This is a genomic window from Rufibacter sp. LB8 (assembly GCF_014876185.1).
GTDB lineage: Bacteria > Bacteroidota > Bacteroidia > Cytophagales > Hymenobacteraceae > Nibribacter.
Genome location: NZ_JADALJ010000001.1, coordinates 4,205,177 through 4,229,901 on the forward strand (window position 1 = coordinate 4,205,177; position 24,725 = coordinate 4,229,901).

The 24,725-nt window shown below is 50.6% G+C and carries 26 protein-coding genes; 6 read left to right on the top strand and 20 right to left on the bottom strand.

Annotated features, from left to right (window positions below):
- Window positions 1–9 precede the first annotated feature (9 nt).
- Window positions 10–828 (bottom strand): glucose 1-dehydrogenase, encoded by an 819-nt coding sequence (locus IMY23_RS17540; protein ID WP_192823320.1) that lies wholly within the window; start codon window positions 826–828, stop codon window positions 10–12.
- A gap of 135 nt (window positions 829–963) precedes the next feature.
- On the opposite strand from IMY23_RS17540, the gene IMY23_RS17545 reads away from it, so the two are divergent.
- Window positions 964–1,836 (top strand): alpha/beta hydrolase family protein, encoded by an 873-nt coding sequence (locus IMY23_RS17545; protein ID WP_192823321.1) that lies wholly within the window; start codon window positions 964–966, stop codon window positions 1,834–1,836.
- A 236-nt stretch (window positions 1,837–2,072) separates the two neighbouring features.
- Entirely contained in the window at window positions 2,073–3,419 is a 1,347-nt protein-coding gene (locus IMY23_RS17550) for an NAD(P)/FAD-dependent oxidoreductase (protein WP_192823322.1), read from the top strand.
- A 366-nt stretch (window positions 3,420–3,785) separates the two neighbouring features.
- Here IMY23_RS17550 and tsf read toward each other — a convergent pair whose 3' ends face one another.
- The 4 genes from tsf to rplM all read right to left on the bottom strand — a co-directional run bounded on the left by tsf (window position 3,786) and on the right by rplM (window position 6,401).
- Complete coding sequence (gene tsf / locus IMY23_RS17555) at window positions 3,786–4,619, bottom strand: translation elongation factor Ts (RefSeq protein WP_192823323.1); 834 nt, start codon at window positions 4,617–4,619, stop codon at window positions 3,786–3,788.
- Between the two features lie 145 nt (window positions 4,620–4,764).
- On the bottom strand, window positions 4,765–5,526 hold the full coding sequence (gene rpsB / locus IMY23_RS17560; RefSeq protein ID WP_192823324.1) for a 30S ribosomal protein S2: 762 nt from the start codon (window positions 5,524–5,526) through the stop codon (window positions 4,765–4,767).
- Between the two features lie 24 nt (window positions 5,527–5,550).
- Window positions 5,551–5,937, bottom strand: coding sequence for a 30S ribosomal protein S9 (gene rpsI / locus IMY23_RS17565; protein WP_192823325.1), 387 nt, complete (start codon window positions 5,935–5,937; stop codon window positions 5,551–5,553).
- A 14-nt stretch (window positions 5,938–5,951) separates the two neighbouring features.
- Window positions 5,952–6,401 (bottom strand): 50S ribosomal protein L13, encoded by a 450-nt coding sequence (gene rplM, locus IMY23_RS17570; protein ID WP_192823326.1) that lies wholly within the window; start codon window positions 6,399–6,401, stop codon window positions 5,952–5,954.
- Between the two features lie 84 nt (window positions 6,402–6,485).
- On the opposite strand from rplM, the gene IMY23_RS20175 reads away from it, so the two are divergent.
- A complete protein-coding gene (locus IMY23_RS20175; protein WP_255430362.1) occupies window positions 6,486–6,620 on the top strand; it encodes a hypothetical protein in 135 nt (44 codons plus the stop codon).
- 6 nt (window positions 6,621–6,626) lie between these two features.
- On the opposite strand, the gene IMY23_RS17575 is transcribed toward IMY23_RS20175, so the two are convergent.
- The 9 genes from IMY23_RS17575 to IMY23_RS17615 form a co-directional block, all read right to left on the bottom strand.
- On the bottom strand, window positions 6,627–6,911 hold the full coding sequence (locus tag IMY23_RS17575) for a hypothetical protein (protein ID WP_192823327.1): 285 nt from the start codon (window positions 6,909–6,911) through the stop codon (window positions 6,627–6,629).
- Between the two features lie 66 nt (window positions 6,912–6,977).
- Window positions 6,978–7,289, bottom strand: a complete 312-nt coding sequence (locus IMY23_RS17580; RefSeq protein ID WP_225986543.1) for a helix-turn-helix domain-containing protein — start codon at window positions 7,287–7,289, stop codon at window positions 6,978–6,980.
- Between the two features lie 19 nt (window positions 7,290–7,308).
- Window positions 7,309–7,650, bottom strand: a complete 342-nt coding sequence (locus tag IMY23_RS17585) for a type II toxin-antitoxin system RelE/ParE family toxin (protein ID WP_192823329.1) — start codon at window positions 7,648–7,650, stop codon at window positions 7,309–7,311.
- A 93-nt stretch (window positions 7,651–7,743) separates the two neighbouring features.
- Entirely contained in the window at window positions 7,744–8,457 is a 714-nt protein-coding gene (locus IMY23_RS17590) for an RluA family pseudouridine synthase (RefSeq protein WP_192823330.1), read from the bottom strand.
- Window positions 8,458–8,589: 132 nt separating this feature from the next.
- On the bottom strand, window positions 8,590–9,690 hold the full coding sequence (locus IMY23_RS17595; RefSeq protein ID WP_225986544.1) for a cell wall metabolism sensor histidine kinase WalK: 1,101 nt from the start codon (window positions 9,688–9,690) through the stop codon (window positions 8,590–8,592).
- Complete coding sequence (locus IMY23_RS17600) at window positions 9,665–10,354, bottom strand: response regulator transcription factor (protein WP_192823331.1); 690 nt, start codon at window positions 10,352–10,354, stop codon at window positions 9,665–9,667. Before IMY23_RS17600 ends, IMY23_RS17595 begins: the two co-directional genes overlap by 26 nt.
- Before the next feature lie 385 nt (window positions 10,355–10,739).
- Window positions 10,740–11,549, bottom strand: coding sequence for a DUF3108 domain-containing protein (locus IMY23_RS17605; protein WP_192823332.1), 810 nt, complete (start codon window positions 11,547–11,549; stop codon window positions 10,740–10,742).
- Window positions 11,550–11,703: 154 nt separating this feature from the next.
- Window positions 11,704–12,741: a recombinase RecA gene (gene recA, locus IMY23_RS17610; RefSeq protein WP_192823333.1), complete on the bottom strand. Its 1,038-nt coding sequence runs from the start codon at window positions 12,739–12,741 to the stop codon at window positions 11,704–11,706.
- 292 nt (window positions 12,742–13,033) lie between these two features.
- On the bottom strand, window positions 13,034–13,750 hold the full coding sequence (locus IMY23_RS17615; RefSeq protein ID WP_192820093.1) for an IS1 family transposase: 717 nt from the start codon (window positions 13,748–13,750) through the stop codon (window positions 13,034–13,036).
- A 270-nt stretch (window positions 13,751–14,020) separates the two neighbouring features.
- Here IMY23_RS17615 and IMY23_RS17620 point away from each other — a divergent pair, with 270 nt between their 5' ends.
- Window positions 14,021–15,190, top strand: a complete 1,170-nt coding sequence (locus IMY23_RS17620; RefSeq protein WP_225986545.1) for a hypothetical protein — start codon at window positions 14,021–14,023, stop codon at window positions 15,188–15,190.
- A 67-nt stretch (window positions 15,191–15,257) separates the two neighbouring features.
- Here IMY23_RS17620 and IMY23_RS17625 read toward each other — a convergent pair whose 3' ends face one another.
- On the bottom strand, window positions 15,258–15,857 hold the full coding sequence (locus IMY23_RS17625; RefSeq protein ID WP_192823334.1) for a GNAT family N-acetyltransferase: 600 nt from the start codon (window positions 15,855–15,857) through the stop codon (window positions 15,258–15,260).
- A gap of 265 nt (window positions 15,858–16,122) precedes the next feature.
- On the opposite strand from IMY23_RS17625, the gene IMY23_RS17630 reads away from it, so the two are divergent.
- Complete coding sequence (locus IMY23_RS17630; protein ID WP_192823335.1) at window positions 16,123–17,040, top strand: TIGR02587 family membrane protein; 918 nt, start codon at window positions 16,123–16,125, stop codon at window positions 17,038–17,040.
- A complete protein-coding gene (locus IMY23_RS17635) occupies window positions 17,021–17,398 on the top strand; it encodes a hypothetical protein (RefSeq protein ID WP_192823336.1) in 378 nt (125 codons plus the stop codon). The genes IMY23_RS17630 and IMY23_RS17635 overlap by 20 nt, the downstream gene beginning before the upstream one ends.
- A 120-nt stretch (window positions 17,399–17,518) precedes the next feature.
- Here IMY23_RS17635 and IMY23_RS17640 read toward each other — a convergent pair whose 3' ends face one another.
- From IMY23_RS17640 to IMY23_RS17660, 5 genes are all read right to left on the bottom strand, one after another.
- Window positions 17,519–17,947 (bottom strand): hypothetical protein, encoded by a 429-nt coding sequence (locus tag IMY23_RS17640; RefSeq protein ID WP_192823337.1) that lies wholly within the window; start codon window positions 17,945–17,947, stop codon window positions 17,519–17,521.
- A gap of 72 nt (window positions 17,948–18,019) precedes the next feature.
- Window positions 18,020–19,438, bottom strand: coding sequence for an FAD/NAD(P)-binding protein (locus IMY23_RS17645; RefSeq protein ID WP_192823338.1), 1,419 nt, complete (start codon window positions 19,436–19,438; stop codon window positions 18,020–18,022).
- Between the two features lie 438 nt (window positions 19,439–19,876).
- Complete coding sequence (locus IMY23_RS17650) at window positions 19,877–20,842, bottom strand: MoxR family ATPase (protein WP_192823339.1); 966 nt, start codon at window positions 20,840–20,842, stop codon at window positions 19,877–19,879.
- Between the two features lie 10 nt (window positions 20,843–20,852).
- Window positions 20,853–22,202 (bottom strand): peptidylprolyl isomerase, encoded by a 1,350-nt coding sequence (locus tag IMY23_RS17655; RefSeq protein WP_192823340.1) that lies wholly within the window; start codon window positions 22,200–22,202, stop codon window positions 20,853–20,855.
- A gap of 112 nt (window positions 22,203–22,314) precedes the next feature.
- Complete coding sequence (locus tag IMY23_RS17660) at window positions 22,315–24,594, bottom strand: peptidylprolyl isomerase (RefSeq protein ID WP_192823341.1); 2,280 nt, start codon at window positions 24,592–24,594, stop codon at window positions 22,315–22,317.
- Window positions 24,595–24,725 lie beyond the last annotated feature (131 nt).

Consider the following 24,725-nt stretch of genomic DNA (forward strand, 5'->3'; position numbering starts at 1 on the left):
TTCCTGCGCTTAGGCATCATCGCCAAAAGAAGGAAATAGGGTCATACCGCCGTCTACGTAAATAGTGGCGCCGGCCACATAATCGGCTTCATCTGAGGCCAGCCACACCGCTACTTTGGCAATATCCTGGGGCACGCCAATGCGGCCGTAAGGTATCTGCGACAGCATTTTCTCTTTCCCTTTCTTAGAAGACCAATCGGCTTTGTTGATGTCGGTTTTAATGGCCCCCGGCGAGAGGCTGTTCACGCGTATGCCTTTGGGCGCCAGTTCCTGCGCCATGGTTTTCATCATCATGGCCACGCCGCCCTTGGAACTGGCGTAGTTCACATGCCCCGCCCACGGAATAATGTCATGCACCGAACTGATGAAGATGATTTTACCGATAGCAGGGCCTTCTTCTTCCTCCTTCTTCTTAGCTAAAAACGCCTGAGCCGCTGCCCGCGCGCACAAAAACGGGCCGGTTAAGTTGGTGTTGATGACTTTTTCCCATTGCGCCAGGGTCATATCCACCAGCGCGGCATCATCTTGAATACCGGCATTGTTCACCAGAATGTCCAGCGCGCCAAACTCCTTTTTTGCGGCCTTGAACATCTGCTCCACTTCTTTTTCTTTGGAGACATCGGCTTCAAAAATCAATCCCTGGCCACCGTTTTTCTTTATTTGCGCCAACGAGGCTTGGGCTCCTTCTTTGTCTGAGAAATAATTGATGACCACTTTGGCGCCTTCCAGGGCCATTTGAATGGCAATGGCCTGGCCAATGCCCGAACTGGCCCCCGTGACAATGGCTACTTGGTCTTGTAATCTGTGTTGGGCGATAGACTTTTGCATGGGCTGGTTTTTCTGGTAACAAGTGTTCTTACCGCGGTCTGGGTATAAAAGTTATAGGTTTGTCAAAAGTGGAGGGGTTGCCAGCTTTCGGTGTGAAACCCTATCTTTAGGCCCATCATCTGTCATGCTGCTTTTATGAAAAATTTGCTCGTGTTTTTTCTGTGGTTGGTTTGGTTGCCGGTGCTTGGCCAGCAAAGCTCCCTGCAGGTAAGCCTCAAAACCAAAAGTACTGTGCTGGGCAAGGAAGTGGAGTATTCTATCTATCTGCCCGCGGGGTATGCCACCGCACCAGAGCGTTTCCCGGTGCTGTATCTGCTGCATGGTTATGGCGGTGATGAAACCGACTGGGCCCTGAAGGGCGACGTGCAAGCCCAAGCCGATAGCATGATTCAGGCCGGGCAGATTCCGGCTATGGTGATTGTGATGCCCGATGCCGGCGGTACATATTACATTAACAGCCATGACGGCCGCGTGCGGTATGAAGATTTTTTCATCACTGAATTCCTGCCGTTCATTGACAAAACCTACAAGACCAAAGCCACCCAAGCTTCCAGAGCCGTGGCCGGACTTTCCATGGGCGGGTTCGGGAGTTTGCAGTATGCCATCAGGTACCCGCATTTATTCTCAGTAGCTGCGCCCTTGAGCGCCGCCGTACGCACAGACACAGAGTTCACCGCACTGCCCGCCGAAGCCTATAACCGTATCTTCGGGGCTGTGTACGGTACGCAACTCAGCGGGCAGGCGCGCTTGAATACACATTGGTACCAGCATTCGGTATTGAAAATGGTAGAGACCGCGCCCGCTGAAGACCTGAAAAAAGTGAAGTTCTACATTGACTGCGGCGATGATGATTACCTGATTAAAGGCAACATGGCGCTGCACGCCGCCTTGATTGACCGCCAGGTGCCCCACGAGTTCAGGGTGCGCGACGGTGGCCACAGTTGGTCTTATTGGCAGACGGGGTTGCCGGAAGTCTTGCTCTTTGTGGGCAGTCATTTCAAGCAGTAACACCTTAGCAGGCAGGCCTATTCTTCTTTGAGATTTCCGTTTTCGGCTTCATTTTCAGAAATGAGCCCGAAAACGGGAGATTGTTTGCGTTCACCTCTAAACAGGAGTAGAATTGGCGCACATTTGCCGCAGGAATCAATATCTTATATAGGAGAAATACAGTATAAGACTATTGGAAACCTATGTGCCTGCGCGCTTGTTGCAAGGGCTTTTTTTCTGACGATACCGCAAGAAATATGCTTCAGCTAAACGAGTTATCTTTAAATATACCAGAGACCACCAAACCGCGGGTGGTCATTATTGGCGGCGGATTTGGTGGCGTGAACGTAGCCAAGAATTTACCCGGCAAAGAGTTTCAGATTGTGATGTTTGACCGCCAGAACTACCATGGTTTCTGGCCGCTGCTTTACCAGGTAGCCACCGCCGGTCTGGAGCCAGACGCCATTGCCGAACCGCTGCGCAAGCTGTTTGACAAAGACTACGAAGACTTCCATTTCCGGCAGGTCAAAGTCACCAGCATTAACCCAGAGAGCAAGACGGTGTGCACACTGGTGGGCGAGTTGCCGTATGATTTTCTGATTATTTCCACGGGCACTAAGTCCAATTACTTCGGGAACAAACAAATCAAGGAGTTCTCGTTCCCGCTTAAGCAGATTCCAGATGCGCTCAACCTGCGCAGCCAGCTGTTGCAGTCGTTTGAGCAGGCCAACATGATTAAAGACCCCGCGGTGCGCCAAAGCTTGCTCAACTTTGTGATTGTAGGCGGTGGGCCCACCGGCGTGGAACTGGCCGGTGCTCTGGCCGAAATGCGCCGCCACGTGCTTCCCAGCGATTACCCAGGCATGGACTTCAGCAAGATGAATATTTACCTAGTGGAAGGCATGGACCGCGTGCTGCCGCCTATGTCTGCGGAGTCTAGCGAGACAACCCGCAAGTATTTGGAGGATGTGGGCATTGTGGTGAAACTGAATACGCTGGTGGAGTCTTATGACGGGAAAACCGTGACGTTCAAAGGCGGTGAACAGATTCAAACCCAAACACTCATTTGGGCAGCCGGCGTGTCTGGAGCCCAAATCAAAGGCCTGGCAGATACGTCCAGCGAACGCGGCCGCTACTTGGTCAACACCTTTAACCAAGTCAACGGCTATACAGACATCTTCGCCATAGGCGATATTGCCGCCATGAAAACCGAGAAATGGCCCAACGGACACCCTGGCGTGGCCCAACCTGCCATTCAGCAGGGCAAGCACCTGGCCAAGAACCTGAAACGCCTGGTACACCGCGAGACCTTGGTACCGTTTGAGTATTTTGACAAAGGTTCTCTGGCCATTATTGGCCGTAACCGTGCCGTAGCTGATTTGCCCAAGAACCTGCACCTAACCGGGTTCATCGCCTGGATTGCCTGGTTGTTTGTGCACATCTATTACCTGATCGGGTTCCGGAACAAGCTGGTGGTGCTGGCCAACTGGGTGTACAAGTTCTTTACCTATGAAAACGGTACACGCCTGATCATCCGGCCTTTCCTGCGCAAGGAAGATTTGGCCGGGCAAGAGTTCGTGCGGAAACAGACAGATTTGGATTAAGGTGCACATTTCTAATGTGCTGATGTATTAATTGTATTTGAGGATTTGAAGAGGTAATGATTTGAAAAGGTGATGATTTGAAAAGTTGGTACTTCACCTTAATAAATAAACTGTCTGATAGTTTGAAATGGCCTATTTGTAGAGACGCAATACCTTGCGTCTTGGCTCTATGGAACGAGGGTGCACGCCAGACGCAAGGTATTGCGTCTCTACATTTGCCCTATTATATATTCTGTAAAACTGCAAGTCATTCTTTGTTTTCGGGCTCATTTCCAGAAATGAAGCCAAAAACGGAAACTTCACTAAACGCAAAAAAGCCCCGCTACTTCCGTAGCGGGGCTTTTTATATGTTCTGGTTGTTACAGATTAACCAATAGCTACACGCTTGAACTCCGTAACGGTCATGCCTTTGTTGGCGTTGTCCAACAATTTAGCGATGGTCACAGATGGGTCTTTCACAAACTCCTGGTTCAGCAAAGTGCTTTCTTTGTAGAATTTGTTCAGTTTACCCAAGGCAATTTTCTCCAGCATTTCTTCTGGCTTGCCTTCAGCGCGGGCTTGCTCTTTTCCAATTTCAATCTCACGCTCAACGGTAGCAGAATCAACACCGTCTTTGTCAACGGCAATTGGCTTCATGGCCGCAATTTGCATGGCTACGTCTTTGCCCAGGTCGTTTACTTCTTTACCACCGGTGTTGGTCAAACCTACCAATACACCTAATTTACCGTTAGAGTGGTTGTAAGCAACTACACGCTCAGCTTTCACAGTCTCAAAAGAAACTACGTCAATTTTCTCACCAATCTTACCCATTAGGTCTGTCAGGTGATCTTGCAACGCACGGCCATCAGCTTGAACAGAAGCTAATAAATCTTCTTTAGAAGAAGCCTTAGAAGAAACGGCAGCGGCCAAAACAGTTTGCGCCAGGTTCTTGAAATCTTCTACTTTAGAAACCGGCTCGGTTTCGCAGGCTAGGGCTACTACTATGCCTTCCGTGCCTTCGGCGTTTACTTGGGTCAACACAGCGCCTTCAGAAGTGGCGTTGTCAGCACGCTTGCTGGCAATCTTCTGACCTTGCTTGCGAAGGATATCTTTGGCGTTCTCAAAATCGCCGTTGGCCTCAGTTAAGGCTTTCTTGCAATCCATCATACCGGCACCAGTTTCCTGGCGAAGTCTGTTTACATCTTGTGCTGTAATAGCCATTGTTCTTTTATTAAGAAATACGGATAATAAGTTTCAATAGGAGCGGGGCTAGGCCCACGCAATAAGGTTAAAAAGAAACTGAACATCAGTAGCCAGGCTTCCTAATGTTCAGTTTCTTTTCAATAGTATAAAGAAGGATTAACGCTTATTCAGCCTCAATTTTCTCCTGGATGCCTTCTTCTTCAGAACGCTTCTTCTCAGTTTCGTCTTTGTCAACTTTACGCTCAGAAAGACCTTCTTCAATGGCTTTACCAATAAGAGCGGTGATCAACGCAATAGACTTAGAAGCATCATCATTCGCCGGGATTGGGAAGTCAACCAGCTCTGGGTTAGAGTTGGTATCTACAATCGCAAATATTGGCAAATTCAATTTCTGCGCTTCTTTGATGGCAATGCTTTCACGCTTGGCGTCTACAATGAACAAAGCGGCTGGCAGGCGAGACAAGTCAGCGATACCACCCAACACACGGTCAAGTTTGTCACGCTCACGGCTCATCATCAAACGCTCACGCTTTGCCATGGCGGCATAGGCGGTGTTTTCTTTTACCATTTTGTCAATGGTTGACATTTTCTTCAAAGACTTACGTACAGTCTGGAAGTTGGTCAACATACCACCCAACCAACGGTCCGTCACGTAGGGCATCTTTAGGCGCTTGGCCTCTTCTGCTACAATGTCCTGGGCTTGTTTCTTGGTGGCGACAAACAAAATCTTACGGCCAGACTTCGCAATTTGCTTAATAGCGGAGATTGCTTCGTCTAAAGACGCCAAGGTTTTGTTCAGGTCAATGATGTGGATGCCGTTTTTCTCCATGAAAATGTACGGAGCCATTTTAGGATCCCATTTTCTGGTAAGGTGACCAAAGTGTACACCGGCGTCCAGTAATTCTTTATAAGTGGTATTAGCCATGATATTTTTACAGCTGATAAGATATTAACGTTTAGAGAACTGGAAGGAGCGACGAGCTTTGCGCTTACCGAATTTCTTGCGCTCCACCATGCGGGGGTCACGCGTTACGAAACCTTCTTTTTTCAGGGCCGGACGGGTCTCGGCGTTTTCTTCTATCAGCGCTTTGGTGATAGCTAAACGAAGGGCTTCTGCCTGACCGGCAACGCCACCGCCTTTGATATTTGCCTTGATGTCGTATTTGCCTACCAACTCCAACAAGCTCAAAGGCTGCTGTACGATGGTCTGTAATACTTCACTAGGGAAATATTCCTTAATATCTCTATCGTTAATAGTGATATTCCCTTGCCCTGACGTCATGTAGATGCGCGCCACCGAGGTTTTTCTTCTACCAGATGTATTGAGAATTTCCATTAAATATGACTAGGTTATTTTGTAAGTTTTACTGTAACTGGCTGTTGTGCTTCATGTGGATGCTCAGCACCAGCATACACAAACAGGTTTCTGAATTGCTCACGGCCCAAACGGGTTCTTGGCAACATACCGCGTACCGCGCGCTCTACCAACAGGGTAGAAGACTTGGCCTTTAACTCACGCGGAGTGAAGGTTTTCTGTCCACCTGGGTAGCCTGTGTGCGTCACAAAGGTTTTCTTGTCCCACTTCTTACCGGTCATGCGAACTTTGTCTGAGTTGATAACAATTACGCTATCACCGCAGTCTGCATTAGGTGTGAAAGAAGGTTTGTTTTTGCCTCTGAGAATCATGGCAATCTGTGAGGCCACGCGGCCAAGGGTTGAGTCTCCGGCGTCTATCACTACCCAGCCTTTATTAGCGGCCGCCTTATTAACTGATAACGTCTTGTAACTTAAATGATCCATTATGAATGGTTAACTAGTGAAAAAATGTAATGCTTTTTCTTGAAAATGGACACAAAGATACAAAACCGGTTTTTGGTATGCAACATGCAGTCTATTTATTGTCCTGAAAATCAAGGGAAATTGGGGAGGGAAGTGGAGGAAGCATTTGGGAATCAAGCTGGAGTTCCGTTTTTAGGCTCCATTCTGGAAATGAAGCTGAAAACGCAACTGATTATTTAACGTGCTTTAATCAATAGTTAGTAAGAATAGAAAAACTACAACCGCAAAAATAGCCACGTTTATAAACCAATGCTTTTTAAACCATTGCTTGAACAGTAGACTTGTCAGGATACTTAAGAGTCCGTATCCACCAAAAATATATGGTAGTGAATAGGCAAGCCAGATAAGTGGCTTTTGTTCTCCTCCAGAGGAAGTCAAGGCTAAAATAATTGGAATGAATACAATAGAAATCACAGCCACAATGGACCAAGTGACATATAACTTCTCGGCTGTGATATACGGCTTTGTCATTTCTTATGGATTAACGGCCATTTAGCTATCACTGGTTATGCCACCGTCAAAGAAAGAAAATAAGTTCTAAGCCAACTTTACAAAATTGTCTTCCAACTTTACATTAAAGTTGATTTCTGCCTTTAACGCCTTGAATACTTTCAGAACAGTATCAATAGTGGCGCTGTTAGTGCTGTTCTCCAGTTTGGAGATTTGAGATTTTTGTACGCCTACCAGTTGACCTAATTGTTCCTGGGTAAGGTTTCTATGTTGGCGGGCCGCTTTTATCATTTTGCCCAACACTTCCATGTGCAGTTCATATTCATAAGCATCCCGCTCCTGCGTACCCACTTTGCCAATGAACTTGTCTTTTAATTCAGAAAGAGAAGAAGATTTCATTTGTGAGGCTGCCATACTTTTATTTTTTCTGTTTGATGTCAAAATACTTGTTTTTGATGCGCACAGCCCTGTCAATTTCGCTAGTTGGAACTTTGTCTACTTTCTTGATAAAACCGTGTGTTGCGATAACTAAGGTTTCTTTACCATCAGTTTTGTCCCAAAAGGCAAGCAGTCTTATCTGCAAGCCAGCGTATTTTGTCCTGAATTCCCAAATATCCTGCTGCAGTTTCTTGAAAAGCTTTGGGTCATTGGTTTGCTCTGCCAGGTCAATGTTATACAGTATTTTCCTAATTGTCTTGGAATCAAGCTGAGAAATGAATTTCTCAGCTTCCTCTAAAAATCTTGTTTGAAAATACTGCATTACTTATGCCCAAGTATAACGGAGTAAAACTAGTGAAAGTTTCTAAATTTGGAAACTTTAGATTGGGGTTTACTTTCGTTGGAGATAAATTCATTACCCATTCTTCCGCAACAACTTCAACAACACGTCAAAGTCCTTGTGATAATCTGCGGTCACCAAAACGGGCTCACCGTTCATCAAGGTAAAGCCTAACTGATACGAGTGCAGCGCGAAGCGTTTGATCAAGGGTTGTTCCTCAGTGTCTTTGGCCAGGTTGAATTTACGTTTCAAACTGGAGAGATACAATGGTTGGCCGCCGTACATTTCGTCATGCACAATAGAGGCTTTCAGGAACGCCAGATGCAGCCTGATTTGGTGCATGCGGCCGGTGATGGGTCTGCATTCCAACAGTGTGTGCCGCCCGAACTTCTCCAATGTGGTGAAATACGTTTGTGCGGGTTTGCCTTTGTAGGCCAGTTTGGCGATGCCTTTGAGACCGGGCTGAATGGCGCGGTCTACCAAAAGGTCTTTGAAATCATAGCTTCCCCAGGCCACGGCGTGGTAGATTTTGTTCACCTGCCGGTTCTCAAACTGCATGGAAAGATGCCGGTAGGCTTCGGGGTTTTTGGCGATAGCCAGGCAGCCGGAGGTTTCTTTGTCCAGGCGGTGGCAGGCCTGGGCATCATCATGGTATTGGCGGGCCAACGTGAGCAGGTTAGAGGCGTTGAACGAGCGGTCTTCCAGCGTGGCCAGAAACGGCGGCTTGTTCACCACTATATAATCATCGTTCTCAAAAATAATGAGGTCTTGGAAAGCGGGTAGCTTCATAGAAACAGAATGTGAAAGGCGCGGCGTTTTTGGCTTCGTTTCCGGAAATGAGCCCGAAAACAGACACGCAGCCGCGCTCCCACAAAGGTACTTATTATTTTCCGGGGAATGATAGGGACTGAAAGTGCCCGTTTATTCAGCGTCTTTCACCTTGGGCAGCTTGAATTTGAGCGTGGTGCCTACCCCAATCTCACTGTTGATGCCAATGCCTGAGTTGTGCGCCTCCACAATGTGCTTGGAAATAGCCAGGCCCAAGCCTGAACCGCCGCCCGACGCGTCTTTGGTGCGGCTTTTGTCTATGCGGTAGAAGCGCTCAAAAATGCGGGTTTGGTGTTCTTTCTGTATGCCGGGGCCGTCATCACGCACGGTAACCCAGGTTTTGCGCTTGTTTTCCTGGAAAGAGAGCCAGATGTTGCCGTGGTCCAGGCCGTATTTAATGGCGTTGTCAATGAAGTTGATGAGCACCTGTTTGATGCGGCCCCGGTCTGCGGTAACCAGAAACTGCTCGGTGGTTTCATTGGTGAGGTGCAAGGTCATGTGGCGCGCGGCCGCCTTGCCTTCCAGCTGCTCAAAGACTTCCTGGCCCAGTTCATTCAAATCAAACCTGGACTTTTTCATCTTGATCACGCCTTTCTCCAGCTGCGAGATGGTAATCAGGTCCTGCACCAAAACATCTAAGCCATCTAAGCTTTTGGCGGCTTTCTGCAGGAATTTGTCGCGCACGCGCTCGTCATCCATGGCGCCGTCTAAGAGCGTGTGAATGAAACCTTGCGCCGCGAAGATGGGGGTTTTGAGTTCATGGCTCACATCTGCCAGAAACTCACGGCGCATGGCCTGCAGGCGTTTGAGCTCCTCAATCTCCTTTTGGTTTCGTTCAGCTAGCAGATAGATTTCGTCTTTGATGCGCTTGAGCGGGTCTGGCCTGAACAAAAACTTGTTGCTCATGCGCTTGAACTCCTGCCGCTTGAACTTCTCCAATCCGCCGTAAATGCTGTTGATTTCCCTGAAAATCAAGGCTTCATACGAAAAATAAACCAGCAGAAAGCAAGATGAGAACGTGAGCGCCAGGGCCAGCACCTGGTTTCTGAAACTTAATTGCGGCGAGAAAAACAGATACGCACCAATAATGCCCGCCACCAGCACTGAGATGACAATGGCAATGGCCTGCGAACTCACCCGCACTTTAGACCGTGGGGCAGGCGGTGGGTTAGTCTGTGTTGAATTTGTAGCCAACGCCTTTAATGGTTTTGATATGGTCTTCGCCAATTTTCTCGCGCACTTTTCTAATGTGTACGTCAACGGTGCGGGCAATCACAAACACATCATTCCCCCACACGTTGTTCAGGAGTTCGTCTCGGCTGAATACTTTGTCTGGCGTGGCGGCCAAAAAGGCCAGCAGTTCAAATTCCTTCTTCGGCAGGTTAATTTTCTGGTCGCCTTTCTGCACAATGAACCCGGTACGGTCAATCTTGAGGTCGCCAATCTCAATCACCTGGGTCTGCTCCGGAATCTGGTTGTCGCGGCGCACGAAGGCAGCCAGGCGACTGATGAGCGCGCGCGGTTTGATGGGTTTGACAATAAAGTCATCGGCGCCGGCCTCAAACGCGGCCACCTCAGAGAACTCCTCAGACCGGGCAGTGAGAAACAGAATGTGCGTGTCTTTGAACTTTGGGTCCTCCCTAAAATGCCGACAGGCGGTGATGCCATCCATCACGGGCATCATGACGTCCAGCAGAATAATCTCGGGCTTGAACTTGCGGGCCACCAGCAGGGCTTGCTGTCCGTTGAGGGCGTGGGCCACCTCATAGCCTTCTTTCTCCAAGTTGTACTGCAGCAGTTCTACAATGTCTGGGTCATCGTCCACAATCAGAATCTTGTATTTTACCGGCGTTTGCATAGCGTTCTGGTTTAAAGCGTTGGGCAAAGGGCAGGGCACTTGTGGGCCGCACCGCCTTGCCTTGAAACGCTTACCAAAGATAGCTAAAATCAACGGGCATGAAACAAGCCGAAAGAAAGGCCGTTTTGGGGCTCATTTTCAGAAATGAGCCCCAAAACGGCCTTTGCTTGTGACATTCATGGTTTTAGAGCAAGTTTCTGTGCCGAATTTCAAACTCCTTGTCTGGACCTTACCCAGAAATTTAATATTGAGGTAACATTGGTTACTCCCTTTCATGGGGTAGGCCGAAGTTTTTCAGCGTCTTAGCTCGCCTTATAAAAGCGAAGGCGCTGGAAGATTTCCTCCAGCGCCTTCGCTTTTTATAAGATAGAAATTTTGAGCAGAACTATTTCACCTCGTTGAGTTTGCCTTGCAGGCCGCTGTATTTGAACAGGTTGATTTTTACGGAGCCTACAAACATTTCGGCCTCAAACAACACCGGGATCTTGTTCACGTCATCTGAGAAATACACTGAGATGGCGTTTTCGCCTTTGAACAGTTTGTTAGACGGCATGCGCGGGATTAAGCGGTGCGCCCTGATTTTACCGGCTTTGGTATCAACGGTGGTCACGCCTTTGTAGGTCACGGTCATGTCAAACACCTCGTCGCCCAGAAAGCCTTGCATTTTCACGGTTTGGCCGGGTTTAAAGTTGTCTAGATCCAGGGTGCGCAGGTAATAGAAGCCGCTCACCATGTCCTGGGCGTTGTCTGGCACTTTGAACACCTGGTTTTTCTTTTCGTCGCGGCTGTCATTGACGGTTACCGTGTTGCGGGTGTGGTCAAAGTCAGTGGTTTCTTTGCGGCGGTAGTCGCCTTCCTCAATGTTGCGGTGAAACCGAAGCGGCAGCATGGAAGATGTGTCTATGTACGAACTCCAGGTGTCACGTATGCGGTGGAAAAAATCAAAGGAGCCCGTAGACCGTCCGCTTACGGTGGTGAGGTAGCAGGTGCGATTGTTGATGCGCTGCAAAGACGGCGACACGTTGATGCTGGCCTCGCCGGCGTTGATGATGCCGTAATGCACCTTGTATTGCAGCACCTCACCAGGGGCGAAGCTTTCATTCTTGACGGTGCGCATGGTGTCATTGATAGCAAAGCCGCTGAGCACTAAGCCGACCAAGGGGAGCAGGAGCAGGAGTTGATGTTTTACACGCATAAGCCAAAATTCCGGTTGTAGTCTGTTGGTATTCAAATGTCATACCAAAAAAGCCCCGGCGTCTTTACACAAATCTACTATTTTTTGAATGGAACTACTGCTAAACAAAAACGGCACCCAGAAAGGTGCCGTTTTAATCTAATTTTTATAGTGCTTATTCACCGGTGTCTTCTAAAACGGCGGCTACTTTTGCAGGCTCACCTTTTACAATGGCTCTGATTTTAGCTTCAATCTCATTCATCAGTTCCTCGTTGTCCAGCAGCAGGGTTTTCACACCGTCACGGCCCTGGCCCAGTCTGTTGCCGTCATAAGAGAACCAAGAACCTGATTTCTGCACCACGCCCAGTTCTACGCCCAGATCCAGAATCTCACCTACTTTGGAGATACCTTCGCCATACATGATATCAAACTCCACTACTTTGAACGGAGGCGCCACCTTGTTTTTTACCACTTTCACCTTGGTGCGGTTACCGGTAATGTTGTCTGGGCCTTCTTTGATCTGGCCAATTCTTCTGATGTCCAAACGTACAGAGGCGTAGAATTTAAGGGCGTTACCACCGGTGGTTGTCTCCGGGTTCCCGAACATCACGCCAATCTTCTCCCGCAACTGGTTAATGAAGATACAGCAGCAACCGGTTTTGTTGATGGTACCGGTCAACTTACGAAGCGCCTGCGACATCAAACGTGCCTGAAGACCCATTTTGCTGTCACCCATGTCGCCTTCCAGTTCGCCTTTAGGCACCAGCGCGGCCACGGAGTCAATCACAATAATATCAATAGCGCCGGAGGAGATCAAATGATCGGCAATCTCCAGTGCTTGCTCGCCGTTGTCTGGCTGCGCAATTAAAAGGTTCTCTGTGTCAATGCCCAGTTTCTCGGCGTAGGCTTTGTCAAAGGCGTGCTCGGCGTCAATGAACGCGGCAATACCACCTTTTTTCTGCGCCTCGGCAATACAGTGCATAGTGAGCGTAGTTTTACCGGAAGATTCTGGTCCGTAAATTTCTATCACCCGTCCGCGTGGAAGACCACCAATGCCCAGGGCAATGTCAAGCCCCAGGGAGCCGGTGGAAATGGCGGGAACGTCAACTACCTGGGTATCGTTCAGCTTCATGACCGTTCCTTTTCCGTAGGTCTTGTCTAGCTTATCAATGGTAAGTTGGAGCGCTTTTAATTTTTCGGTGTTTACACTCATGTCTGTGTTTTTTCTTTGCTTTGTTTAGATGAAATTACTACTTCCTACGTCAATCTGCAAACGCTTGCCGCGGCGTTTCAGCTGCTTCCCAGACGCATGCCGGAGGTGTATAAAAGAAACACCCAAAGTACCGAAATTGTGCCATCATTTACTATTTTATTTAGCTTTATTTTTGGCTGACTTACAGCGAAATGCTAATTAAAATAGCAAGGCGGTTTTTTGGTAAAGAATTAAAGTTTTGGTTGGGTTGAGTCTCTAGTATGCAACACCCTTCAGCCGTTTTGGTAGTGGTTTACAATGTATGATGCTTTGATTTTTGGTTGTTTCGGTAGTTGAACATTAGGTTTAAGCTCGCATCATGGTTCTCCTTTTTCTTGGAGAAGCAGGTCGTTTTCCTGACCAGCCTCCTGTTCCTGGCCCTGAGGCAGGTATTTACCCCTTCTATATTTTTTGTGTAAGCCTTGCCCACCTTGTGTTTCTCTGTAGGTATCACCTGGGCGAAGGCTCTCCAATGGTCGGTGCAGTATTCTCCAATGTGTGCTTTCTCCAGCTTCTTGAGCAGCTTCCTCACAGTTGCTGCGCTCCTGGGGCCGCAACTGTAAGCCAAAACCTCATCCGTCTCGGGGCAGTAGGCATACAAAAGCCAGTACTTCCCTTTCCTGCGCCTGCCCACGTAGCTCCAGACCTCGTCTATCTGCACCGACTCGTAGCAGCGCCGCGCCGGTGCGATGCTGAGTCGGCTGCCTTGCCGGCACAGGTTGTCCAGTATGCACTTGCGGCTCACCCCCAGCAGCGCCTCTATGTCGCGGATGCCGTTGTTGCGCTCCAAAAGCCGCACCATTAGCTGCTTTGTGGCCGGATCGGCGCCTTTGTACTGGTACGTGGCCTGGAACTGCTTTCTGCAGCTGTGGCATAGCAGGTTCTGGGCACCGTTCTTTTTCTTTCCGTTTTTTACTACCTTACTGCTCTGGCAGTGGGGACAGTTTATTTTGATGAGGACTTCGAACATTCCATCATCTTAAACAACTCACTGTCAGCTTTTATCCCATCATACTTTCTAAACCACTACCGCCGTTTTTAGTTACGTGGCGCGCAGAAATTTTGGCTTTAACGCTGTAGAAATTAAGCCTTTTGGCTTACCATACTTTACCGGAAAGGCAGGCACAGGTTGGGGCGTCACAATTCTGATTATCTTTAACGTTCAACTAGCTTTTTGATTGGCCTGGCAGGCAGCCCCTTGTAGTCTGTCTTGGACCTTTTCTGCACGTGATTCTGCTGTATGTCAACTAAACACCTTTTACTGGCTCTGGGAGCCTTTTTTGTCTGTGGCCAGGCCGTGGCGCAGCTAGACAACCGGGCGCTGGAAGCCAAACAACCCGTAAAACCTGCGCAAGCGGGGGAGTTGCAGTTGGGCCTGAGCGCGCTGGGCTACCAGAAAAACAACGAGTACTTCAATGACATTGCGGAAGGCTACACGCTGTTTGGCTACCACCTCAACCCTCGCCTCACGTATTTCGCGTCTGAGCATGTACGGGTAGACGCCGGCGTGCAGGTGCAGAAGGACTTTGGCTCCAAGCGGTATTCGCTCATGCAGCCCACCTTCACCATCAGGTATGAGAAAGACGACATAGCGCTGATTTTTGGGACGCTGCAGGGCAACGTGCACCACGGCTACATTGAGCCGCTGTATGACTTTGAGCGCCTCATGACCAACCGCCTGGAGAACGGCCTGCAAGTGCTCATCAACAAGCCCAACGCCAAGGTAGACATCTGGCTTGACTGGCAGCGCTATCTGCAGCGGTTTGACCCGTTCCAGGAAGAAGTGGCCGGCGGTGTTTCAGCGGAGCTGGGTTTGTACCGCACGCCAGTTTCGCTCTCATTTCCGGAACAGAAGCCAAAAACGGAAACCTACATTGGCCTGCCCTTGCAATTCACGGCCCAGCACCGCGGCGGGCAGATAGACATGACCGAATTACCGCTGGTGACCCTAGCCAACGTGGCCGCTGGTCTGGTGATCAGGAAAACCTATGATAGAAAAGTGTTGAAAGCGCTGCATTTTCAGCCGTACGTGGTGGGCTGGAAGGATTTCTCCAACGTAACGGAATTCCCTTTTCAGCAGGGCGGCGGTATTTACCTGAACGCGGGCATTGATACCAAATACCAGAACGTGATGCTGAGTTACTGGCGCGGCAGCGGGTATTACGCAGAGTTGGGCGGCAAACTGTTTTCTTCGGTGTCCAACAATTTCAAGACGCCTGCCTTTACAGACAAAACCCGCCAACTCCTGATTTTACGCTTTCTGCACGACCTGAACCTCATGGACGGCCTCACGCTCACCATGCGCCTGGAGCCTTACCTAGACCTGGACCGGCCCGAACTGGAATTCGCTAACAGCCTCTACCTGAACTTTAACACCGATATTTTCCTGGCGCGGCTCAAGAAAAGATAAGCCGTTTTCGGACTCATTTCCAGAAATGAGCCCGAAAACGGAAGGCGTTACTTGCGTGAAAGGAAAATTACCGGTCTAGTGATTCCACCAGGTATTCATTGCGGTACAGCGTGTAGCAGTACACGTGGCGTTTCTCGCCGTTGCTGGTTTCATGGGCGGTGGGGGCCAGCATCTTGCGCTGGCTGAAACCGCTGCGCTCTGCTACGCGCTGGCTTTTGGTGTTTTCCTGGGCGCAGCGCACGTTAATGCTCGTCATCCGGAGTTCCTGAAACCCAAAGCGCAAGATTTCCTTCAGGGCCTCTGTGGCAAAGCCCTGGCCTTCCTGGCTGGCGTGCAGGTAATACCCCACTTCGGCGAACAGTTTTCCACGGGCCAGTCTTCTTAAAGAAATATCGCCAATATAGTCGCCGTTGTCTTTGCGCCAAAGCCCAAAACCGTACAGATCGCCGCGCCGCCGCTGGGTGGTGAGCACATTGATGCGCTCCTGGGCGTCTTCCACGGTTTTCACGGCGCTGGTGCGGTCCGGGAAATCGGCTTTTAACCGGTCCAGGTTTTCCTGCAGCAGCTGGCAGAAAACCGCCGCCATCTCGGGCTTGTACGGCCGAAGCCACAGCCGCTCTGTTTCTAACTCAGTAACAAGAATAAAGGAAACAGGCGATGAGTGCATATGAAAGCCGCTGGTTTTTCTCCTTCTCTCTACGCATCTACCTATGCCTGGATAACGAGCCATGGCCGGTTTCTGCAAAATAATTTTTACCGGAGAAGCACGTGAAACCAAGGCGCAGAAAGTACTGATTGCAATTCCTTGACCCTCAGCGGCTAGAAAAACTACTATTGGTATAAATACGTAGAAGCATTTTCTTACCCCGCACACCTAATCCCGGCAGTTTGGCAGCATCTTTTCTCCACCTGGCTTCGGCTTTTCTATTTACATGACCACCAAAAAGTACGTTCGCTCTCTGCAGGAATACGGCCGTGGCATTATAGGCGGGCTGTTGTTCAGTTTGCCCATGCTCTACACCATGGAGGTCTGGTGGACCAGCTTTGACGTGAAACCGTACCAATTGCTGCTGTACCTGCTGGTGACCTATGTGCTGCTGCTGGCTTATAATACCTATGCCGGGCTTCGGGCCACCGCCTCCTGGAAAGAGATTGCCATTGACTCTGTGGAAGAGATGGGGCTGGGGCTGGTCTTGTCTTTTGTTTTTCTGTGGCTGTTGGGGCAGTTTAACCCAGAGGCCATGTCGTTTGAGCGCTTGGTGTACCTCACAGTGGTGGAGGCCATGCCCATTGCCATTGGCGTATCTGTGGGCACGGCGCAGTTAGGTGCCTCTGCCCAGGACGAGGAAGAAGACCAGGAAGATGCCCCAGAAGCCGAACCCAACGCGCCGTCCCCAGACCGGGAAAGCCTGCTGGAGCAGATTATGCTGGCCACCTGCGCTGGCATGCTGTTCGGCGCCAACATAGCCCCAACTGATGAAGTGCTGGAGATTGGCCTGAGCGCCACGCCTTTCCAGTTGCTGCTGTTGGTGTTGGTATCTTTGGTATTGAGCGCCAGCGTACTGTTTTACATAGAATTCAAAGGAACCGCCAAGTCCAAATCGCAACCACGGCCTGGGTTTATTGACGTGGCCAGCGGCCTGAGCGTGACTTACGCAGTGGCCTTTTTGGTGTCTGCCGGGGTGCTGTGGTTTTTTGGCCGGTTTGAAGGAGGCAGTTGGGAAACTGGGATAAAAGTAACCATTGTGCTCACCGTGGTGACCTCTTTGGGGGCTTCGGCGGGCAGGTTCCTGCTGGACCAGGAATTTATGGACAATGAAGACGAAGAACATGAAAAAGAGCCTTCTTGAGTGGGTGGTGTTTGGTGTCAGCACCGCGCTGATCCTCGCCTTGATTGCCTACCTCAGCGTGAAAACCTACCATTACCAAGACACGCCGCCAGACTTGCAGGTGCGCCTTATTCCAGAACAAGGAAAACAGGACCAGAACATTTACCGCGTGGAACTGGAAAACCTGGGCGAGCAGGTAGCGGAGAATGTGGCCGTGGAAGTGATGTTAGAGCAGAACGGCCAGGAACTGGAGACCACCCAGACCGCCTTTCCCATGGCGCCCAACGGCAGCGTAAAGCAAGCCTGGGTTACTTTCAGGACCACGCGCGCACCCGGGCAATCTACCAAGGTCCATATTTTAGGCTACAACAAACCCTAGGGCCACCTTATATTCAGCCTTTTCCTTGGGGAAAACAAAAAATCCGGCCAGAGAAAACCTGTATCAATAGGATTCTCTGGCCGGATTTTTTTCTTCGGCAGAAGCCGCCACTACAAGATTTTATTTATTGAGGAACGGGTAGTTGTACTGCAGCGGGCTGCCTAATTGCTGAAGACGGGCAATCACTTCCATGGAATGGGCAATCTCGTTGAAATACTCCAACCGTCTGATTAGTTGTTCTTTCAGGAGCACCGTGCCTTCGGGGGTGCGCAGGTAGGCGCGTTTGTCTTCCAAAATCTGGTGCATGGCCTCATACACGCGCTTGCTGTCTTTCATGAACAGGTCATGGAACTCAGAAAGGGCGTCAAAACCGTCTTTGGTCACTGTAAAGTCAAAGCCTTTGTGGTTGAGCACGTCGCAGAGCAGGTTCACCTCCAGGGGCATAGTGATGTGGTAGGGCGTGGTGCGCACGTCCAGCCCTTTTTTTATGTACCCGAAGATGATGTCCAGGTTGTTCTCAAAGCGTTCGTAGAGCGCGGCTGCTTCCATGGTGTGGGTTGGTGGTTACGGTAATTAAACAAAAGTACGCAAGGTTCTTCTCTTTTTCACCCCGGCGGGGCATTAAGATGACAGGGCCTGGGGCGTTTTTGGCTCCGTTTCCAGAAATGAGCCCGAAAACAGAAGTTCCCGCGCCAAGGCTTGGGCCTGTTGCCTGAGTTCTGGTACGGCGTTGGACTCCCACAGTTCGCCGCGCATGGTGGCCCCCAGCGTGAACAACCCGGGCACCGGTTTGCCGGCCCGGTCCAGCAACTGCCCGTGGGCGGTGGCGTTCACCCCAATGCCCAACGGGTGCGGCTGCAGCAAGCCCTGTGTTTTGAGGGAAGAAATAAGCGGGTCTGTAAGGTGTTGGTAGTTCTGCTGCGGCCCGGTGCACGTCACCAGTCGGCTCACGTCTAGCTCCCAAAGTCCGGTTTTTGATTGAATGGCCAACTGAAGGCCCTGCGCCCCAGTGGAGACCGCCTGCAACCGGCCTGCTGTAATCTGCAACTGCCCGCGCGTAATGGCCTCCTGCACTACCTGGTGCACCTGCGGCGGTAACCTATGGCGCGCCACCGCCCACAAGGAGCCGAAGCGCCGCATGAATCTTTTTTTGTCTGGCAAAGAAAAACGGCGCCACAACTGTTGGGTGTGCGGCCTGATGCCGTTGACCAAGCGCTCCCAACTGTGTTTGCCGTGCTGCCGGCGGGCTTGGTTAAACAGGTTGAGCACTTCGGGCAAGGAAGAAGCTTTCTCTACCTTTTGGCTAAAAACTGAGTCTGATTCGGCGGTCTGGTAGGGGCGGGGCAGCAGGCCGTTGCTGGAGATGGCATGAATCTTCCCTTGAAAGCCAGTTTCCAGCAAGCCCATGATAATGTCAATGCTGGTGAGGCCGGTGCCCAACAGCGCAATGGTGTCTTGGTCGGTAAGGCCGTGCCAGGCCTGAGGCACCCAAGGGTCTGGGAAAAAATGGGAGTTCACCGCCTCCTGCGGAATCTGGCAGCGCAGCGCGGCCGGCAAGAAATTCCCGGTGGCCAGCACCACCTGCTGCGCTTTCAGGGTCTGGCCATTGGTCAAGGTAAGCGCGTATTGACCATCAGGCGTTGCTTTGCAGCCGTTAGCCTTGGTAGAAAGAACTTCTATTTTATGAAATCCGCTGGCAGCCTGTATGGTTTCCTTCAGAATTTCCTCCAGGTACAAACCATATTGGCGGCGGGGCATGAAAGACGTTTCCAGTTCTGCCGCAGGTACGTTCGCAAACGCAGGCTGCCGCTGAAGCCAGTCCACGAAATGATGGGGTTGGTCTGGGAAAGCGCTCATGCGGCCGGCGTGCACATTCAACAGAAACACATCTGAGGCCGCCGAATACGCAATACCCTTGCCCGTGGGGTAGCCGTCATTGACCAGGCAGAGGTGGAGCGCCGTTTCTTGTTGCCGAAGCAATTGCACGGCCACCATGGTCCCGCTGAAACCTCCTCCTACTATGGCTATGACTGTTTGCATACAACTGGCTGATACCTATTAAAACCTTGGAATTCCCTGGCCTCCACCTAGCCTTACAGCTTAATCACTGCAGGATAATGGGTGTAGGCACGCGCCAATATACACCTTAAAACAGAATTGAAATGTAGGTTAGCAGGCGCGAATGCCTGTCAAACTCCAAAAGAAGAAAAAAGGTTGGGGCAAATTAGGGACGGAAAAGCCGTTTTCGGGCTCATTATCAGAAATGAGCCCAAAAACGGAAGAAGTGTTGTGTCCATAGCCAGTACCAACGTGGCCCTATGAAAAAGGAACGTCTCTATTAGCAAAGGCCTGTTTTCAAGGCAAAATTGCGCAAAAAGGGAAACGGTTTTTACTGTCTAGAACCACGTAGCTTACAGGGTACTGACTGGCCTTCTCTGTTTTTGGCTTCGTTTTCAGAAATGAGCCCGAAAACGGAAATTACAGCAAGCCTTGGATGATCTGCTCTACCGTGATGCCTTCGGCCTCAGCTTTGAAATTACGCACCAGGCGGTGGCGCAAGATGGGCACCGCCACCGCTTTCACGTCTTCAATGTCTGGCGAATATTTGCCGTTGATGAGTGCGTTGCATTTGGCGCCCATGATCAGGTGCTGCGACGCTCGGGGACCTGCGCCCCACTCCAGGTATTGGTTTGTCTGGGCACCGGCCAATTCTGTGTTGGGTCTGGTTTTGTGCACCAGTTTCACGGCATATTCCACCACATTATCCGTCACGGGCACGCGGCGCACCAGTTGCTGGAAGGCTACAATCTCCTCGGCCTGCAGCACCACCTTGGGTTCATGTTTTCGGTCACCGGTGGTGTTTTTGACAATCTGGAGTTCAGCGGCATAACTGGGGTAGGAGAGGGCCACGTGGAACATGAAACGGTCCAGCTGCGCCTCTGGCAAGGGATAGGTACCTTCCTGCTCAATGGGGTTTTGGGTGGCCAGCACAAAGAACGGGCGCGGCAGATTGTAATGGTGCCCCGCCACGGTCACGCTGTATTCCTGCATGGCTTCCAGCAAAGCGGCCTGGGTTTTAGGCGGCGTGCGGTTAATTTCATCGGCCAGCACAATATTGGCGAACACCGGGCCTTTCACAAAGTGGAACTGCCGGTTCTGATCAAGCGTCTCAGAACCCAGAATGTCTGAGGGCATTAAGTCTGGCGTGAACTGCACCCGGTTAAAAGACAGATCCAGGGAGTTGGAAATAGTCTGAATGAGCAAGGTTTTGGCTAGGCCAGGCACGCCCACCAAAAGACAATGCCCCTGACAGAAAACGGCCGTGAGCACTAGTTTCACCACTTCCTCCTGACCAATTATGGTTTGGGAGATTTCGGTGGTCAGGCGTTGGTAGGCCTGGTGCAGCGCATCGGCGGCTTCTTTGTCAGAGGCAAATGAAGGCATAAGGGAGAATTTAATTTTCTAGGTTGCAGGCCTGGAACTCTTGCACTACATCTACAAACACCGTGTCTTTGTTTTTCTCAAACCAGGCAGCAATGGCTTTGTTGCGTTTGTTGTTCAGCGCCGCGGCGGCAATTTTCTGGTAGTCATCTTTGAGGTTGGCCTGGTGGGGCGGGTTTTTAGACTTGAGGTAAAGAATACGCAATGCCTCTTTGCCGTCCTCGGTGCGGTAGGGCAGCGGCTTGCTGATAGAACCAACCTGCAGGGTGTCCAGCACGAAGAAGATTGAAGGATCCAGCTTGTCTACCGGAATGTAGGTGGTTGGCGAGTTGGGCAAGGTGATCATGCCGCCGTTGCCTTTGGTAGAACGGTCATCAGAGAAATCCTTGGCCGCCTTGGCGAACGTGAGGGTGTCTTTCATGATCAATGTTCTGATGCTGTCCAGTTGCTGGGTGGTCAACGCCACGTCTGCCTGGCCGGTGGCGGGCTTGATGAGGATGTGGCGGGAGTTGAATTCCTCGCCGCGCTTCTCAATAAGCTGAATGATGTGGTACCCGTACATAGACTCAATCACCGGCGAAATCTCTCCGGGCTTGAGTTTAAAGGCAGCTGCCACATACTCTGGAATCAGGTCGGTTTTCTTGAGCATGCCCAGTTCGCCGCCGGCAGCCCCAGAACCCGGGTCCTGTGAATACTGCATGGCCAGTTTCGCGAAATCTTCGCCGGCTACAATTCTTCTTCTAATCTCTTCCAGCTGCTCACGGGCGGCCTGTTTCTGGGCGTTGCCAATCTGGGAAATTTTCACAATCTGGCCTACTTCCACCTCAGTGGAATAATAGGGCAAGCTGTCTTTGGGAATGGAGTTGAAATAGGTCTGTACTTCTTTGGGCGTTACGGCAATTTTACCGGCAATTTCACGCTCCATGCGTTGTAGGGTCATCTGTTCTTTGATGCTGCGCCGCAAATCTGACCGTATCTCATTCATGGGCTTGTTGAAGTATTCCTCCAACCGCTCTTCGCTGCCAATCTGTGATATAAAGGTGCTGAGCCTGTTTTCCAGTTCACCGGTGACCATGGATTCCTCCACAATCACAGAGTCCATCTCGGCGCGCGCCAACAGCAATTTGTTCTGCACCAAAGACTTGAGAATGTCACAACGCAGCTGCGGCGACTGGTAGCCTTGGGAAAGGGCGTTGCTGTGCTGGAACTCCAGCTCTGAGCGCAAGATAATATGGCTGCCAACTTTGGCTACAATATTATCAATAAGCGTAGGCTGCTGCGCCTGGGCGCTAAACCCAAGGCAAAGGAAACTGAAAGAAAAAATACCTTTAACTAAGAAGGAAAAAGAAAAGTGGGCTCTCATGTTGGTGTTTAAAGCTAACGCCCCAAAGGCGCCGCTATCTTGCAAAATAATAATGTGTCTTAAACAGACAAAGCTAGGCAAAGTGGTTCACTTTAAGAAACTTCAGGTGTGCTTACTTTTTAAGCAGGCGCTGTACTTCTGTCTGGTTTACACTCACCGGGTATTTCTGTTTTAACTCTTTGATCCATTCTTTCTCCAGGTGGTTCTGGTAATCTGAGATCACCTGGCCTCTGGTTTCATTCAAGGCTTTGGGGGCCGGGGCCTCCACCTGGTCAATCTTAATCCAGACGGTTCTGCCGTCTACGGTGGCAGTGTAAGTGCCCGGGGCCCAATTCACCGCGTCTAGCGCCTTGTTCTCCCCCCGCTGAAATTTCTTAGACTGCACCTGCAGCGCCAAGGCATTGTTTTGGTTTAGCTGGTCGGCCAGGGTCTGGATATCTGTGGAATAAACCTTCACGCCTACTGCCCGGCCATTCTTGCCAGTGACAGCGGCCACCTGCAGGCTTTCTGCGCCTACGCCCTTCTGCTGCAAATAATTTCTCACTGCCGTGGCCCGGCGCTGGGCCAATGAGCTGTTGGTTCTGTTACCGGCTTCACGGGCATCAACGGCTGCATTTAACTCAACCATTAAGGTAGAATCTGCCTGTAAAGCCGCCGCCAGTTTGTCTAGTTCAGCAGTAGCTGTTTTAGAAAGAACGTCTGAGTTGGCATCAAATTTCAGTTCGGGTACTTTATGGCGCACTGAAAGGTACTTGCCTTGCGGTAATTGTTCCTGCGCCTGGGCCAGCACCGTGGGGTTGGCAGCGCTCAGAATGGTAGCCTTGGCGCGGGTGCCCCACATGTATTTGTCGCGGTTCTGTTCAAAGAAGGCTTTCAGGCCCACCGTGTCTTCCACGGCTTTGGCCCACACTTTCTCCTCCATGAGTTGGAACAGCAGAATACCGTCATGGTACTCGTTCACCAGCATTTTGTAGTCTTTGTGTTTTTCCTCCAGGTGGTCGCGCTCATAGTTCAGCAGGCTGGTTTCCACGAAACGGTCATACAGTAGGTTCATGGCGTGCGTAGCCGAAGCGTTCTGGCGCGGGCGTTGGTTGGTTTCAATAAACGTGGCAAAAGCCCCCACGGTGTAAGGTTGGTCTTTGATGGTGAACAGCGTGGCCGAAGGCAGATTTTTAGGCTCAGCCGGTACGTTGAATTTCCAGGTGCCAGTAATTAAGGAAGAGTCTGCCAATTGTAGCGTGGCTGCTTTAATGGCGGGTACTTCCTTGAACTGGTTTTCGGTTTTGATTCTTCTGATGAAAGCGGTTTTATTTAGTTCTGAGCGTGAGTCTTTGGCAATGCGGTTGCGTAGCGAAGTCTCCATCTCCTCATAAGAAGGTAGTTCTTTGCGTTCCAGCAGTTTAATGATGTGCCAGCCGTAGGCCGTCTGCACCGGCGGAGAAATAGCCCCAGGTTTGTCTAAGGCAAAGGCAGCTTCCTCAAATGAAGGAATCATGCGGCCCGTCCCGAACAAGGGTAATTCACCGCCTTGGTCCGCGGAGGCAGCGTCTTCAGAGAACTGTGAAGCCAGCATGTTCCAGTCCTCTTTGCGTTGCACGCGCTTGTAGAGTTCGTCAATTTTCTTTTTGGCCACCAATGAATCGGCCTTGGGCAGGCCTTGCTGGGCGCGCACCATGATGTGGGCCACTTTAATCTCGCCCTGGGCCGGACGTACCTCGTTTACTTTTACCAGGTGGTAGCCAAAGCGCGTTCTCACCGGCTGCGAAATTTGCCCGGCAGGGGTGGTGAAAGCTGCGTTCTCAAACGGGTATACCATTTGTAAGGCCGTAAAGTATCCTAAACTGCCGTTGTTCTCACGCGCCGATGGATCTTGGGAATGCTGCTTAGCCAGAGTCTCAAACGGGGTGCCGCTCAAGGCCTGCTGGCGTAAATCCGTTATTTTTTGAAAAGCAGCTAAGGTGTCTTTGGGATCAGCCTCCTGGTCAACGGTGATGAGGATGTGCGCTGCGTTTACTTCTTTCTTCAGGCGCTCATAGGCTTCCCGCACCAGTTGGTCGGTCACGCTTTTCTCTGTAAGATACGGCTGGGCCAATTGCTCTTTGTAACCGCTCAGTTCTTTCACAAAAGATTGCGTGGTGTCTAACCCACGGGCCTTTGCTTCAGCTACCTTCAGTTTGAAATTGGTGTACAGGTCCAGGTATTCTGTGATGCTGGCTGCGGAATAGGCGCTGTCTGCGTTGCCGTTGTTCTTTTCATAGACATAGGCAAATTCTGCCGCAGGAATGGTTTCTGCGCCAATAGTAAGCAGGACAGGCTCAGTAGTCTGCTTGGGAGAAGTACACTGGGTGAGGAGCAGGGCGCCAAGGCCCAGGTAAAGGTTTGAAACGCGCATAGTAATTGGCAAAATGCTTGCCGCCCAAGCCCGCTAGGCCTGAACGTTATGCAATTTTACTCATTTTTTTGGACAGAAACGGGTATTTTAAAAAACATACGCCAAAGAAAGAACCCAGGGCGAAACCCTGG